Raw genomic sequence first — 14079 nt, forward strand, 5'->3', positions numbered from 1 at the left:
TCCTTATTTTGTTCTTGTGATTCACAACAGTAAGCGTGGGGTTCAGCGATCATCCTCATGAATCGACGAAGGATGGCGGCACAGGCCGGTCACTTCGATGTCCATGTAGGGGAACAGAGGCAATTGCATAAGGGTGTCGTGTAGCGCTTCGACACTGTCGACGTCGAACACACTGAAATTGGCGTAGTGGCCAGCGATGCGCCACAGATGACGCCATTTGCCCTCACGCTGAAGGCGCTGGGCCAGTTCTTTTTCGTCAGCCTTCAAGCGGGCAGCCACTTGCGGGTCCATATCCACTGGCAGCTTTACAGTCATCTTCACGTGAAACAGCATTTGCCCATTCTCCTGTAAAGGTTTCAAGTACGGCGGAATCTGGCGAGGCGGTCCTCATCGAGCGTCAGCCCGAGGCCCGGCGTGGCAGGAACGTGCAGTTGGAAGTCGCGGTACACTGGCGCTTCGGTCACGATTTCCTCGGTGAGGAGCAGCGGGCCGAACAGCTCTGTGTGCCATTGCAGCTGATCCAGGGTGATAAACGCATGGGCCGATGCCAGGGTGCCCACTGCGCCTTCCAGCATTGTCCCGCCATACAGAGCAATGCCGGCTGCCTGGGCAATCTGGGCAGTGCGCAGCACGGCGCGAGGGCCGCCATTCTTGGCGATCTTCAGCGCGAAGATGCTGGCAGCGCCGTCGGCCGCCAGGCTGAAAGCATCCTCGACACTTTCGATGGACTCGTCCGCCATGATGGGCGCGGGGCTGCGCTGATTGAGCCGCACCTGCCCGCTTCGGTTGATCCGTGAAATCGGCTGTTCGATCAAGTCGATACCGTTTTCACCCAGCACCTGGCAGCCCTTGATGGCCTGAGACTCGCTCCAGTATTGGTTGACGTCGACACGTACGCTGGCGCGATCGCTCAGTGCTTTCTTGATGGCCACCACATGGGCAAGGTCATGCTCCAGGGTATTGGCACCAATTTTGAGTTTGAAGATGCGGTGGCGACGTTGCTCGAGCATACGTTCGGCTTCTTCGATGTCCTTGCCGGTGTCGCCACTGGCAAGGGTCCAAGCCACTTCGAGGGCATCACGCACCCGCCCGCCCAGCAACTCGCTGACAGGCAGACCCAGGCGCTTGCCTTGGGCATCGAGCAGCGCCGTTTCTACTGCCGAGCGGGCGAATGTGTTGCCCTTGATGGCTTTGTCCAGACGCTGCATCGCCGCATTGATGTTCTCGGCGTCCAGACCGACCAGCAAAGGCGCGAAGTAGCTGTCCAGGTTGCTTTTAATGCTTTCCGGGCTCTCATTGCCATAGGCGAGCCCGCCGATGGTGGTGGCCTCACCGATACCCTCGATGCCATCGCTGCACAGCAAGCGCAGAATGACCAAGGTTTGGCCGCGCATGGTGTGCATCGCCAGCTTGTGTGGGCGAATGGTCGGCAGGTCGACAATGATCGTCTCAAGTCGCTCGATCCGGGCTGTTGTCATTTCAGGTTCCATTTCGCAAGCTAAAGGGTGGGCACGACAACGACTCATCAATACCCATCAAATCTTGTTTCGTGTACCGTAGAATCGACCGATCGAATTCATTGAGTCCAATATTGATTTAATCTCGCAACATACCCAGGAGGTATCGTGGAGCTCAGGCATATTCGTTACTTCCAGGCGGTAGCGCAAACGTTGAACTTCACCCGTGCAGCCGAACGCCTGAACATCGCCCAGCCCCCCTTGAGCCGCCAGATCCAGCAGTTGGAAGAACAACTCGGCACCGCATTATTGGAGCGCAGCCGACCGCTGCAGTTGACCGAAGCCGGCCGCTTCTTCTATGAGCAAAGCGAGATGCTGCTCAAGCAGCTTGAGCAGGTATGCGAAAACACCCGGCGCATCGGTGAGGGGCACCGGCAATGGCTAGGCATTGGCTTCGCGCCGTCCACGCTTTATGCCGTCCTGCCTGAACTGATACGGGAACTGCGTCGCGCGCCTGACCTTGAACTGGGGCTTCAAGAAATGACGACCTTGCAGCAGATTGATGCCCTCAAGAGCGGCCGGATACACATTGGGTTCGGCAGAATCCATTTTGACGACGCGGCGATCCACCAGGAGGTGTTGCGTGAGGATCGTCTTGTGGCTGCACTGCCTGTCGGACATCACCTGCTCGGCCAACTGATAACGCTGGAGCGTCTATCTAAAGAACGCTTCGTACTTTATCCAGCCAACCCACGGCCCAGCTATGCCGACCACGTACTGGCGCTGTTCGCCAACCATGGCATGGGCATTCACGTCTCCCAGTGGGCCAACGAACTGCAAACAGCGCTAGGCCTGGTAGCAGCAGGTTTGGGAATTACGATCGTGCCCGCGTCTGTGCAGCAACAGCACCGCGCCGACCTGGCTTACGCGCCATTGCAAGACAGCGAAGCGGTTTCTCCGATCATCCTCAGCCGCCGGGTCGGTGACATCAGTCCGATAACCCTGCATTGCCTTGGCATCATTTCAAAAATCAACGGTTAGGAAAAGGAACGGCATCATGGAGCTACGCGACCTGGACCTGAACCTGCTGCTGGTGTTCAACCAATTGCTCATAGATCGCAAGGTTTCGACTGCGGCAGAAAATCTGGCATTGACCCAGCCCGCAATGAGCAACGCACTCAAGCGCCTGCGCACGGCGCTAAATGATGAACTGTTCGTACGGACCTCCAAAGGCATGGCGCCGACGCCATATGCGTTGCATCTGGCTGAGCCGGTATCACATGCCATACAAACGCTGCGCGATGCGCTTGGCCGACAGGATACATTCGATCCTTTGACCTGCAACCGGCGCTTCACCATGGCCATGACCGACATCGGTGAAATCTATTTCATGCCCGCTTTGATGGATGCCTTGGCTGAGCGAGCCCCAGGATGCACCATCAGTACACTGAGAAACACTGCGGACTCCCTGGCCGAGGGGCTGCAAAATGGTACTGTCGACCTGGCGGTTGGTCTGCTTCCCTATCTGCAAGCCGGTTTTTTTCAGCGCAGGCTGTTCCATCACCGCTACGTATGCCTCTGCCGTGCGGGTCATCCTGCCACGCTGCAACCACTGACAGTTGAAGCGTTCTCCAGTTATGGCCACGTAAAGGTCGTAGCTGCCAACACAGGGCATGGTGAAGTGGACACCTTCTACGCTCGCGCTGGCGTAGTCCGCAATGTTCGCCTTGAAGTCCCGCATTTTGTCGCGGTGGGACACATTCTTCAGTGCACCGACCTGCTCGCGACAGTACCCGAACGCTTCGCGATCAGCTGTCAGGAACCGTTCGGCCTCTGTATGTTGCCACCCCCGGTTGATTTACCAAATATCGAGATCAACCTGTTCTGGCATGAGCGTTTCAACAAGGATCCGGCGAATCGATGGCTGCGCCAGCTGATGTTCGAACTGTTTTCGGATCATCCATCCACGGCCCCATAGTAAGCGCGCGGACTTCCTCAGCACTGCTCCCAGGGTAGAGGCGGTTCGGCACCCTCTCCCTGCAACCGATCACGCACTCATACTCCAACCTGCTGCGATGACTCCTCTGATCCTCACCGGCGCAATCTCAGTAGATGCGCCGGAGGGTCATTAATGAGCGAACGAATGGAATGCATTGTGGCAATGATCATTCTGACACTCTGAGTCGTGTCGTTAACGCCTTCATAAAGCAGGCCTGTAACCCACGCCCTGAACATTTCAGTGACCAAGCCCCTGTCCAATGCGGTCGGTAATTCACCACGGCCAACCGCCTGCTCCAGCACGCAGCTGAAGTGTTCAGCAAAGCTTTTGACTGAATCTTCGAAGCCCTTTCTGGCGCCATCTGTAACCAACGCACCATTGTTGACCATGATTTTCGAAAGCCGCCGGGATTGATCCGTACTTATTGCGTCGATCAGAGCAGTGATCATTTTCTCCCATGCGAGATCAAGGCGCACGTCTGTACTCGGCTCTATACCAAGGGGATGATCCAGCTCGGACAGGATTGTCTTCACGAGGTCTTTTTTGCCCTTGAAATACCAATACACCGCGCCACGTGACACCCCTGCAGCTTTCGCAACTTGCTCAAGGGTGGCTTCGGAGATCCCGTAACAGGCAAACACTTTCACAGCCGCATCGATTATGTCTTGCCGCGTTTTAGCAGCATCTTCCAAGGTTTTCCTAGCCATGCTGACCCAGCGATCCTCAGGGGTGGTTAAGTGAGCGCTAAAAGCAGAAATCAGCAGTTCCAGCACTGTTCGGCCGTACCGGAAATCCCGTGACAATCAGCCCGCTCATATTTCTTTGCAATCGGCCGCCGCTGATACCACCGCAGCAGTCCTCTCCAGCGCGCTTCGAATGACCATCTGACATCGGATCCTCAGAAAGTCATCAGGCTTGCCTTGCGCTTGCAGTATCACTGGATGATACACTGTTCCGCATAACGATTCATCACCATGGCCTGCTTCATTCTCGAAGCGCAGCGACGGAGCCCACAAAGTGAGAAAAAATTATCCCCCCCGAGCTTTTCAAGCTGTACCACTGGCAACGTTGCTACTGGTTTCTGCATGCGGACAGCATGAGGCGGTTACCACCGCTCCCTCGGCGCCCCAAGTCGGTGTTTACACCGTGCGGTCGCAACCGCTAACGCTCACCACCGACTTGCCTGGGCGCACCTCTGCCTATCGGATCGCAGAGGTACGCCCTCAGGTTTCTGGCGTTCTCTTGGATCGGTTGTTCACGGAAGGTAGCGAAGTCAAACGAGGCCAGCAGCTTTACCAAATTGATCCTCGGACCTACCAGGCGCAGATGCAGCGTGCGGATGCGAATCGCACGACAGCGGCAAACCTCGCGCGCCGCTATGAAATGCTGTTAAAGACGAAAGCTGTCAGTCAGCAGCAATACGACGATGCCTTGGCGGCATCCAAGCAAGCTGAAGCCGATTACCAAGTAGCGAAAATCAACGTTCAGTACTCAAAGGTGCTGTCGCCTATTGCAGGCCGAATTGGGCGTTCAACAGTGACTGAAGGTGCACTCGTCACCAATGGCCAGGCTCAGTCTTTGGCAACCGTCACGCAGCTCGACCCAATTTACGTCGATGTCAATCAGCCCATTACCAAGTTGCTCGGCCTTCAAAAGGCACTGGAGTCGGGGCGTTTGCAGAGCTCGGGTAATAATCAGGCACAGGTCAGCCTGACACTCGATGATGGTAGTACTTATCCGATTCCTGGTGTACTCAAGTTCTCGGAAGTCAGCGTTGACCCCACCACGGGGTCGGTCACGCTCCGCGCGGAATTTCCAAATCCCGGTCGCAAGCTCCTTCCTGGCATGTTTGTACATGCCCTGCTGAATGAAGGCGTTCAAGAAGCCGCCATCCTGGTTCCACAGCAAGCTGTTAACCGAGATACCCGAGGTGTCCCGACTGTGTGGGTGGTAAATCCAGATAACAGCGTGGAACTCCGAGAAGTGGAAACACTCCGCACGATTGGCAATGCATGGCTGATCGGCAAGGGGGTTGGCGATGGCGAGAAGGTCATTACCGAGGGTGTGCAGCGGGTTCGCAGCGGCATAACAGTCAGCGCGGTCGAAGCCAAAAACGTAAATCTGGCAGCTGAGTTTGCCGTCAAAACCCAAGCCTCGGCTAATTAAGGAGGCCTGCCATGTCTCGTTTCTTTATTGAAAGGCCGATTTTCGCCTGGGTACTGGCGATCGTTGCGATGCTTGCCGGTACGTTGTCATTGATCAAGATGCCGATCAGCCAGTACCCAAACATCGCGGCCCCCGCCGTTTCCATTCAAGTCAGCTATCCAGGCGCATCGGCTCAAACCGTTCAGGATACGGTTGTTCAGGTCATTGAACAGCAACTCAGCGGGATGGACGGCTTCCGCTACATGTCCGCTGAAAGTGCGTCCGATGGCAGCATGACAATCATCGTCACCTTTGAGCAAGGTACCGATCCAGACATTGCCCAGGTTCAGGTGCAGAACAAGCTGCAGTTGGCTACTCCGCGCCTTCCCGAAGAGGTACAGCGCCAGGGCCTTCGTGTCGTTAAGTACCAGATGAACTTCTTCCTGGTACTCAGTCTTGTTGATCGTTCGGGCAAAATGGATGACTTCGATCTCGGCAATCTGATCGCCTCCCAGTTGCAGGATCCGATCTCCCGTATTCCAGGTGTGGGTGATTTTCAGCTGTTCGGATCGCCGTACGCCATGCGAATCTGGCTCGACCCAGCGAAGCTCAATAGCTATCAGTTGACGCCGGGGGATGTCGCTACGGCAATCCGTGAGCAGAACGTCCAGGTTTCATCCGGCCAATTGGGCGGGCTACCAACTCGCTCGGGCGTACAGCTCAACGCCACGGTGCTCGGCAAAACGCGCATGACCACCCCGGCACAGTTCGACGAAATACTCGTGAAGGTCAATCCGGACGGCTCTCAGGTTCGAGTGAAGGATCTTGGCCGTGCCGAACTCGGCGCCGATAGCTTCGCAATTTCGGCTAAATACAAAGAGCTTCCGTCAGCGAGCCTGGCCCTGCGCTTGTCTTCGGGCGGTAATCTGCTGAAAACCGTGGATGCGGTGAAGGCGTTGATGGAACAACAGAAAGCTTACCTGCCGGAGGGTGTCGAAGTCGTTTACCCGTACGACACGACACCTGTGGTGAACGCTTCGATCGAATCAGTCGTACATACGATTTTCGAGGCGGTGGTACTGGTATTTCTGGTGATGTACCTGTTCCTGCAAAGTTTCCGGGCAACCCTTATTCCGACCCTGGCGGTTCCAGTGGTGCTGTTGGCGACTTTTGCGTTGTTGCCTTACTTCGGCCTCAGCATCAACGTGTTAACCATGTATGCCATGGTCCTTGCGATCGGTTTGTTGGTCGATGATGCCATTGTTGTTGTTGAGAACGTCGAACGTCTCATGCACGAAGAAGGCTTATCACCGCTGGATGCTACACGAAAGTCAATGGGGCAGATCTCCGGTGCGTTGGTGGGAATTGGCATGGTGCTCTCCGCCGTATTTATCCCTATGGCCTTCTTCGGTGGCTCTGCAGGCATCATCTACAAGCAGTTCGCGATCACCATCGTTGTCTGCATGGGCTTGTCGATTCTTGTCGCCATGATATTCACCCCTGCCCTGTGCGTGACCATCCTCAAAGCACCGCAGGGTGATGGCCACCATGTCAAGAAAGGCTTCTTCGCCTGGTTCAACCGCATGTTCGACCGTGGCACCCTGCGATTCGAGCGTGGTGTAGGAGCGATGCTCAAGCATCGTGGCCGATATCTCCTGGCCTTTACCCTGATTACAGTGGGGACCGGGTATTTGTTTACGCAGATTCCGAAGGCCTTCCTGCCCAATGAAGACCAGGGTCTGATGATGGTCGAAGTTCGTATGCCGGCGAACGCCTCCGCTGAGCGAACCGAAGCGGTGCTTGATGAAGTACGCAACTACCTGCTCAACGAGGAAGGTGGATCGGTCCAGCACGTTCTGACGGTCAACGGTTTCAACTTTGCAGGAAGGGGCCAGAACTCTGGCTTGGCGTTGATTACGCTCAAGGATTGGTCTGCACGTCACAAGGCTGGCCATGATGTGTTCAGTATCGCTCAACGCGCTAACCAGCATTTCGCCGGCATCAAGGATGCAAATGTTATGGCATTTGTTCCACCATCAATCCTGGAGATGGGCAATGCGATGGGCTTCAACCTTTATCTACAGGACAATCTCGGCTTGGGTCACGAAGCACTAATGACCGCACGTGATCAATTCCTGCAGTTGGCCAACCAGCACCCCGCGCTTCGCGCAGTCCGCCCCAATGGCAAAGATGACGAGCCACAATTCCAGGTAAATATTGATGATGAGAAAGCTCGAGCACTGCAGGTGAGCATCGCGTCGATCAATGAAACGATGTCTGCAGCCTGGGGCTCGATGTACGTAAACGATTTCATCGATCGCGGCCGTGTCAAGCGCGTTTATATACAAGGCGAAGACTCCTCACGCATTTCGCCAGAAGACTTCGATAAATGGTACGTACGTAACAGCCTGAACCAGATGGTGCCCTTCTCGGCCTTTGCCAAAGGTGAGTGGGTTCACGGGTCACCAAAACTGGAACGTTACGGTGGTATTTCTGCAGTGAATATTCTAGGGGAGCCGGCACCGGGTTACAGCACTGGTGACGCCATGCTTGCTATTGCCGAGATCATGCAGCAGCTTCCTAACGGTATTGGCTTGAGCTACACCGGATTGTCTTACGAGGAAATTCAGACAGGCAACCAGGCGCCGATGCTCTATGCATTGACCGTAATGATGGTGTTCCTGTGCCTTGCCGCTCTATACGAAAGCTGGTCAGTCCCCGTATCGGTCATGCTCGTGGTACCACTGGGTATCCTGGGTGCTGTAGTGGCGACCCTGGCCAGGGACCTGACCGCAGATGTGTATTTCCAGATCGGCCTCATGACCACCGTTGGCTTGTCCGCCAAGAACGCGATCCTGATCGTGGAGTTCGCCAAAGAACTTTATGAGAAGCAAGGCTATCCGCTCGTGAAAGCCGCCATTGAAGCCTCGAAACTCAGGTTGCGGCCCATTCTGATGACTTCCCTGGCATTCACATTTGGTGTGTTGCCCATGGCTATTTCCTCAGGCGCAGGTTCTGGTAGCCAACACTCCATCGCGACCGGCGTCGTGGGCGGGATGATCACGGCCACACTCCTTGCGGTGTTCTTCGTACCCATGTTCTTCGTGGTGGTGATCAAGTTGTTCGAGGGCATGAAAAAACGCAACCCGAGCGCGGTGAAAGGAGACCAGTATGAAGCTTAAGACACTGCCTGTTGTTCTAGGGCTTGTGCTCAGCGGTTGCAGCCTGATACCCGATTATCAGCGCCCCGCCCCTCCCATTGACGCAAACTGGCCGCAGGGCAACGCCTACCGCAGCCCCTCCTCGGCTCAAAGCCAGCGTACGAAACTGCCGGCGGTTGAGCATTTCTTCAACGATCCTGCGTTGATTCGCCTGCTTGGAACTGCGCTGGACAACAACCGCGATCTCAAGATCGCGGCGAAGAATGTGGAAGCTTACCGAGCCCTCTACCGGATTCAGCGAGCAGAGCGGTTCCCCTCGGTAGACCTCGCCGGTTCCGGTGACCGCCGACGCCTGCCTGATGATCTGTCCTCCACTGGCGAATCGGGTATCGAAAGCCAGTATCAGGTTGGTCTCTCGACTGCATACGAGCTCGATCTTTTCGGTCGGATAGCGAGCTTGTCGACTCAAGCATTGGAGCAGTATCTAGCGACCGAAGAGGCGCAGCGCAGTGTTCATATCACCCTGGTTGGCGATGTCGCAACCACTTACTTTCTGTGGCGTACCGACCAAGCCTTGCTGCAGTTAACTGAGGCAAGCCTGGCCAGCTACATCGAAAGCCTGTCCATGATTGAAGCGACAGCTGGTGCAGGTACAGCCTCGGAGCTGGATGTGCGTCAGGCCCGCACCTTGGTCAATCAGGCGACCGCCAAAAAGGCGCTGTACACTCGCCGCATTGCCGAAGACGTGAACGCCCTGCAACTGCTGTTGGGCAGCCAGTTGCCAACGAACTTGCCCGAAGCCGCGCCATTGACCATGAGCGTCATCGCTCAGGTACCGACAGGCCTGCCCGCTGACCTTTTGCTCCAACGCCCGGACATACGCGCAGCCGAACATCAACTACTAGCGGCCAACGCCAACATTGGCGCAGCTCGTGCGGCTTTCTTCCCGCGGATCAGCCTGACCGCCACGGCCGGCACCTCAAGCAGTGACTTGGATGGTCTGTTCAAGAGTGGCTCGGAGAGTTGGAGCTTTGTGCCGCAGATCAGTGTGCCGATCTTCAACGCTGGGCAGCTCAGGGCCAGCTTGAACTACGCGGAAATACAAAAGGACGTCAGCATCGCACGCTACGAAAAAAGTATCCAAACCGCTTTCCGCGAAGTGGCTGATGGTTTGGCTGCCCGCGGAACGTACGGCGAACAGGTCAACGCGCAACAACAACTGGTAGGCAACTACCAGGCGTACTTCCAGCTGGCACAGCAACGCTACGATCAGGGTGTGGACAGTTACCTGACCGTCCTGGATGCGCAACGGGAGCTCTTCGCTGCGCAGCAGCAGTTGCTCAATGACCAGCTTGAGCAGATCACCAGCGAAGTGCAGCTCTTCAAAGCCCTGGGCGGCGGCTGGACATCTCCGTCAGCCTGAGCAACCGAAATAGTCATAACTTGAAACGATAGCTTTCCTCTGCCGTGTCCAGGATGCGTCGGTGGAGGGAAGCTTATCGAACGGCCGATTGCGCAGTGTGCAGGTTTGGAGGTCTATCAATGCAAATCGACGAAAAAGTACTCTTGGGCGCGGACATCCAGCACCTGATCACGTTTTTGGTGGTGCACCGAGAAGGCAGCGTAAGTCGCGCAGCTGCTTGTCTAGGCGTCAAGCAACCTGCGGTGAGTAACATTTTGGCTAAATTGAGAGAGCGTTTCGATGATGAGCTTTTTTCAAGAAAGGACCGTTGGCGTCCCACCCAGAAGGCGGAACACCTGGCGCAAATGCTGACACCTGGCTTCGCATGCCTGCAGCAGGTGATCGTGGCGCTATCAGGGCAGCGCGGAAACCTGGACAGCCCATTGCCCTAAAGCAATCAGCGACGACCGATGGCTTTCTCGACATTCTCTTTCGTGCTCAGCAAAGCACGCTTAAATTCATCGACGCGCTTTATCAGCCTTGCCCCGGGGGCGACAATAGCGATTGCAAACGGCCCCATGTAGGTTTCGACCACCACGGCGAGAGAGCTCATGCCCTCTAGGTATTCGCCAGCATCGTAGCCAATACCCGATTGACGAATTTCCTTCAGTTGTTCAAGCAGAGTGGGTCGACTCACGGTTTCGTCAGTAAAACGGCTAAAGGTACTCGGGAGCTGTTTTTTCATTTGCTCCTCAGTCATGTTCGCCAATAGGCATTTGCCGCTGGCAGTCGCGTATGCAGGCGCACTGATGCCAATTGGAAAAACTACGCGCAATTCGCGCTCGGCCACCATGCGATCAATCACATAGGTCTTGCCATCGTTGATCGAGGCCAGGCAAACCGACTCGTTAACCTGTTCACAGAGCGTAGAGAGATGGCCTTTGACAGCGGAAATGATGTCTGTTTGAGTTCGGCTTACCAACTGGCCAAACGCAGGCCCCAGGTGATAGCCCCCCGCAGGCCCTAATGGTTCGACAAGGTATTGGCCAACCAACGCGTTGATGATCCGCTGAACCGTTGAGCGTGGCAGGTTCACTTCTTGAGCAATCGCAGAGAGGCTCAAACCCTCAGGGTTGTTTCCAAGCGCCCGCATGATTTCACCTGCGCGGGCTATGACTTGAATGCCGGTAACTTTATTGGACTCACCGGTGTCCATGTCTTTTGCCATCAAAATCTCCTCATGACCACCTGGGTCAAGGTGGCACTGTCTGCGCGCCACTCTAAAGAGCCTTTGCCAATCAAGCCAGTTTTTCGTCCCGCCCGCTTTGCTACAGGCACTGCAGGAACCATGGAATGCTGATTGGGTAGCGGTCTGAGTACGCTGCTTCAGACCGCACCGGCTAAATGCTGAGCTACAGCGTCAAGCCTAAGATTGCGTTACCAAGCAGTGGTACCGCCATCAACGCGAATGTCGGCGCCGGTGATGAACGAACTCTCGTCAGATGCCAGGAACAGGGCGGTAGCTGCAACTTCCTCCGGTTTACCCATCCGTCCCAGCATAACTTTACCCACCATGGCTTGGTTCCACTCAGGGTCTTGCAGAAGCGGGATGGTCTGCTTGGACTCAATCAGGCCGGGAGAAACGCTATTAGCCCGCAGACCGTGGAGCCTTCCTTCCATGGCGAGTTGACGCGTCATCGACAAGATCGCCCCTTTTGCCGCGGAGTGGGCCACGCCGGGCAGCATGCGGTAGGTTGACCACGCAGAGACCGAAGCGGTGTTGACGATCGAAGCCCCTGGACGTTTGATCAACTCAGGCCAGGCGGCTCGCACCAAGTGAAACACCAGGTTGAGTTCCTGATCGATGGTCTTGTGCCAATCTTCATCCGAGATTTCATCAACCCAGCCGAAGTAAGCCATGGCAGCGTTGTTGAAAAGCACATCGATCCGGCCATAGGTCGCAACCGCCAGATCCACAAGCTGCTTGCACATATCAGGCTGGGTCAAATCGCAGTGATTCAATGAAACCATCTCCCCCCCTGCAGCCTTGACCAGTTCTACCGTCTCATTCGCAGATTCAGGGTAGAGGTCACAACCTACGACCTTTGCTCCCTCCTTCGCGAACAACAACGCCGCTGCGCGGCCCATTGCGCCGCCTGTGCCTGTGATTACGCAGACTTTATCCTGCAACCGATTAGCCATCAGATTTTCCTCTGTCTCGAAAGGAGAAAAGTGCGACCGCATAGGCGCAGTACAGGTACGTCAGCGCTGGGTCGCACATCGCGACATGTATCGCGATGTGGAATAGTGTACCATCTGACGATCTAGGGGAAGCAAGCGCTGATATCTGTCCCTGAGCGGAAGCAGTTCATCCTTGCAGCCCTTTGAAGCGAGTAGCGCAGAGGGGCGGTGCCAGCCGGTTCAAATACGCCGGCCGGGCTCACCACCCTAGTCATGATCCATTGGCACAGCGGGCTCAGCCGCTGCTGAGCGGGTCGATCATCGATTTATAGTTCACAGCCAAGAGATGATTTTCATGCATATCGTTATCGTTGGAGGCGGCGCAGGTGGCCTGGAACTGGCCACGGGTCTTGGTCGTCGATTCCGTCGCAGTAAAAACGTCAAGGTGACCCTGATTGACGCCAAACCCACCCATGTCTGGAAACCGCTACTGCATGAGGTCGCGGCGGGGTCGTTGAATACCTCCGAGCACGAAGTCAACTATGTAGCCCAGGCCAACTGGAACCATTTCGCCTTTCAGCTCGGTCGCCTTACAGGGATAGATCGGGGCAGGAAGAACATCCAGCTGGACGCAGTCGTTGATGACCAGAACACCATCCTCATCCCTGCTCGTAGCATTCGATACGATCAGCTGGTTGTAGCCATCGGTAGTAGAACCAATGATTTCAATACGCCGGGGGCAGCCGAGCATTGCCACTTTCTTGACTCTACTGCGCAAGCGGAAAGCTTCCATCGCCACCTACTAAATTTGTACCTGCGCGCGCATGCTGCGGCACCCTGTGCCCGCCCGCAGAAGATATCAGTGGTCATCGTGGGCGCTGGGGCCACAGGTGTAGAGCTCGCAGCGGAACTGAGAAACTCGGCAATTGAGTTCTTGGCGTATGGGCTGAGTGGAATCCCGCCTGAGCAGATGAGCATCACCGTTGTTGAAGCAGGTAGCAGAATTCTACCTGCGCTCTCTGAGCGGACCTCTCGATCCGTGCATGATGCTCTGAGCAAGATCGACGTTGATGTCATGGTGAATACCAAGGTTTCGCAAGTGAGCGCTGGAGGTTTGGCAACCCACACCGGTGCTCTGATTGCAGCGGACCTCATGGTGTGGGCAGCTGGGGTGCGTGGACCCGAAGTTTTACAAAATATCGGGGGCTTGGAGTGCAATCGGTCCAACCAGTTGGTGGTGCGGCCGACCTTGCAAACGACAATGGATGACTCGATATACGCCATAGGCGACTGTGCAGCGTGTTCTCTAGGCGAGAACTTGGGCAATGTCCCGCCTCGAGCTCAATCAGCCCATCAACAAGCCTCGTTGTTGGTGAAGAGCTTTACTGAGCAAGTTCGCGGTGCTCCCCCCCTCGCCTACCGTCATAAGGATCACGGTTCACTGGTTTCTTTGTCCCACTTCACGGCGGTAGGCCATCTTATGGGCTCTGTTCTGCGTAACATGAATGTGGAGGGACGGCTCGCCCGCTGGATCTATTCATCCCTTTACAGATTGCACCAGGTGGCTCTATTTGGATGGACGCGCACGGCACTAAGAATCTTGAGTGAACGCCTGGCCCGTTCAACTCGGACACGTCTCAAACTTCATTGACAGGGGCGCCGTCCGCCCATTGTGAGAGGGCCTGTTTGATTTGGAGGCATCATCTTGATGCCTCCAAATACTCCGGCGCTGGA

At 55.8% G+C, this 14079-nt stretch carries 12 protein-coding genes; 7 read left to right on the forward strand and 5 right to left on the reverse strand.

All coding sequences use genetic code 11. From position 1 onward, the window contains the following. Positions 1 to 42 precede the first annotated feature (42 nt). Together catC and ACLCGK_RS22165 are read right to left on the reverse strand one after the other, a co-directional pair. On the reverse strand, positions 43 to 333 hold the full coding sequence (catC, locus tag ACLCGK_RS22160; RefSeq protein ID WP_014756783.1) for a muconolactone Delta-isomerase: 291 nt from the start codon (positions 331 to 333) through the stop codon (positions 43 to 45). 23 nt (positions 334 to 356) lie between these two features. Further along, on the reverse strand, positions 357 to 1478 hold the full coding sequence (locus tag ACLCGK_RS22165; RefSeq protein ID WP_410952924.1) for a muconate cycloisomerase family protein: 1122 nt from the start codon (positions 1476 to 1478) through the stop codon (positions 357 to 359). Positions 1479 to 1625: 147 nt separating this feature from the next. Between ACLCGK_RS22165 and ACLCGK_RS22170 the strand changes: the two genes are divergently transcribed. After that, positions 1626 to 2498: a LysR family transcriptional regulator gene (locus ACLCGK_RS22170; RefSeq protein ID WP_410952925.1), complete on the forward strand. Its 873-nt coding sequence runs from the start codon at positions 1626 to 1628 to the stop codon at positions 2496 to 2498. A 16-nt stretch (positions 2499 to 2514) separates the two neighbouring features. After that, entirely contained in the window at positions 2515 to 3435 is a 921-nt protein-coding gene (locus ACLCGK_RS22175) for a LysR family transcriptional regulator (RefSeq protein ID WP_410952926.1), read from the forward strand. Positions 3436 to 3548: 113 nt separating this feature from the next. On the opposite strand, the gene ACLCGK_RS22180 is transcribed toward ACLCGK_RS22175, so the two are convergent. After that, positions 3549 to 4229 carry a TetR family transcriptional regulator gene (locus ACLCGK_RS22180; protein ID WP_410952927.1) on the reverse strand — a complete coding sequence of 227 codons (681 nt, stop codon included), beginning with the start codon at positions 4227 to 4229 and terminating at the stop codon, positions 3549 to 3551. A gap of 244 nt (positions 4230 to 4473) precedes the next feature. Here ACLCGK_RS22180 and ACLCGK_RS22185 point away from each other — a divergent pair, with 244 nt between their 5' ends. From ACLCGK_RS22185 to ACLCGK_RS22200, 4 genes are all read left to right on the forward strand, one after another. After that, positions 4474 to 5622 (forward strand): efflux RND transporter periplasmic adaptor subunit, encoded by a 1149-nt coding sequence (locus tag ACLCGK_RS22185; protein ID WP_410952928.1) that lies wholly within the window; start codon positions 4474 to 4476, stop codon positions 5620 to 5622. A gap of 11 nt (positions 5623 to 5633) precedes the next feature. Then, the gene (gene srpB, locus ACLCGK_RS22190) at positions 5634 to 8783 is read left to right on the forward strand and encodes a solvent efflux RND transporter permease subunit SrpB (protein ID WP_410952929.1); all 3150 of its coding nucleotides are present in this window, start codon (positions 5634 to 5636) and stop codon (positions 8781 to 8783) included. Then, the gene (locus ACLCGK_RS22195; RefSeq protein WP_410952930.1) at positions 8773 to 10185 is read left to right on the forward strand and encodes an efflux transporter outer membrane subunit; all 1413 of its coding nucleotides are present in this window, start codon (positions 8773 to 8775) and stop codon (positions 10183 to 10185) included. The genes srpB and ACLCGK_RS22195 overlap by 11 nt, the downstream gene beginning before the upstream one ends. Before the next feature lie 119 nt (positions 10186 to 10304). Beyond that, complete coding sequence (locus ACLCGK_RS22200; RefSeq protein ID WP_371059052.1) at positions 10305 to 10616, forward strand: LysR family transcriptional regulator; 312 nt, start codon at positions 10305 to 10307, stop codon at positions 10614 to 10616. A 5-nt stretch (positions 10617 to 10621) separates the two neighbouring features. On the opposite strand, the gene ACLCGK_RS22205 is transcribed toward ACLCGK_RS22200, so the two are convergent. Together ACLCGK_RS22205 and ACLCGK_RS22210 are read right to left on the reverse strand one after the other, a co-directional pair. Then, positions 10622 to 11392 carry an IclR family transcriptional regulator gene (locus ACLCGK_RS22205; protein ID WP_410952931.1) on the reverse strand — a complete coding sequence of 257 codons (771 nt, stop codon included), beginning with the start codon at positions 11390 to 11392 and terminating at the stop codon, positions 10622 to 10624. A gap of 209 nt (positions 11393 to 11601) precedes the next feature. Next, positions 11602 to 12366 (reverse strand): SDR family NAD(P)-dependent oxidoreductase, encoded by a 765-nt coding sequence (locus tag ACLCGK_RS22210; RefSeq protein ID WP_410952932.1) that lies wholly within the window; start codon positions 12364 to 12366, stop codon positions 11602 to 11604. A gap of 328 nt (positions 12367 to 12694) precedes the next feature. Here ACLCGK_RS22210 and ACLCGK_RS22215 point away from each other — a divergent pair, with 328 nt between their 5' ends. Further along, positions 12695 to 13996, forward strand: a complete 1302-nt coding sequence (locus tag ACLCGK_RS22215; RefSeq protein WP_410952989.1) for an NAD(P)/FAD-dependent oxidoreductase — start codon at positions 12695 to 12697, stop codon at positions 13994 to 13996. Positions 13997 to 14079 lie beyond the last annotated feature (83 nt).

It is taken from the genome of Pseudomonas sp. S1(2024) (genome assembly GCF_046557535.1).

Bases quoted from the DNA above. Each gene is read 5' to 3' on its own strand.
- catC (WP_014756783.1), bottom strand. From the start codon at position 333: ATGCTGTTTCACGTGAAGATGACTGTAAAGCTGCCAGTGGATATGGAC.
- ACLCGK_RS22165 (WP_410952924.1), bottom strand. From the start codon at position 1,478: ATGACAACAGCCCGGATCGAGCGACTTGAGACGATCATTGTCGACCTG.
- ACLCGK_RS22175 (WP_410952926.1), top strand. From the start codon at position 2,515: ATGGAGCTACGCGACCTGGACCTGAACCTGCTGCTGGTGTTCAACCAA.
- srpB (WP_410952929.1), top strand. From the start codon at position 5,634: ATGTCTCGTTTCTTTATTGAAAGGCCGATTTTCGCCTGGGTACTGGCG.
- ACLCGK_RS22195 (WP_410952930.1), top strand. From the start codon at position 8,773: ATGAAGCTTAAGACACTGCCTGTTGTTCTAGGGCTTGTGCTCAGCGGT.
- ACLCGK_RS22200 (WP_371059052.1), top strand. From the start codon at position 10,305: ATGCAAATCGACGAAAAAGTACTCTTGGGCGCGGACATCCAGCACCTG.
- ACLCGK_RS22205 (WP_410952931.1), bottom strand. From the start codon at position 11,392: ATGGCAAAAGACATGGACACCGGTGAGTCCAATAAAGTTACCGGCATT.
- ACLCGK_RS22210 (WP_410952932.1), bottom strand. From the start codon at position 12,366: ATGGCTAATCGGTTGCAGGATAAAGTCTGCGTAATCACAGGCACAGGC.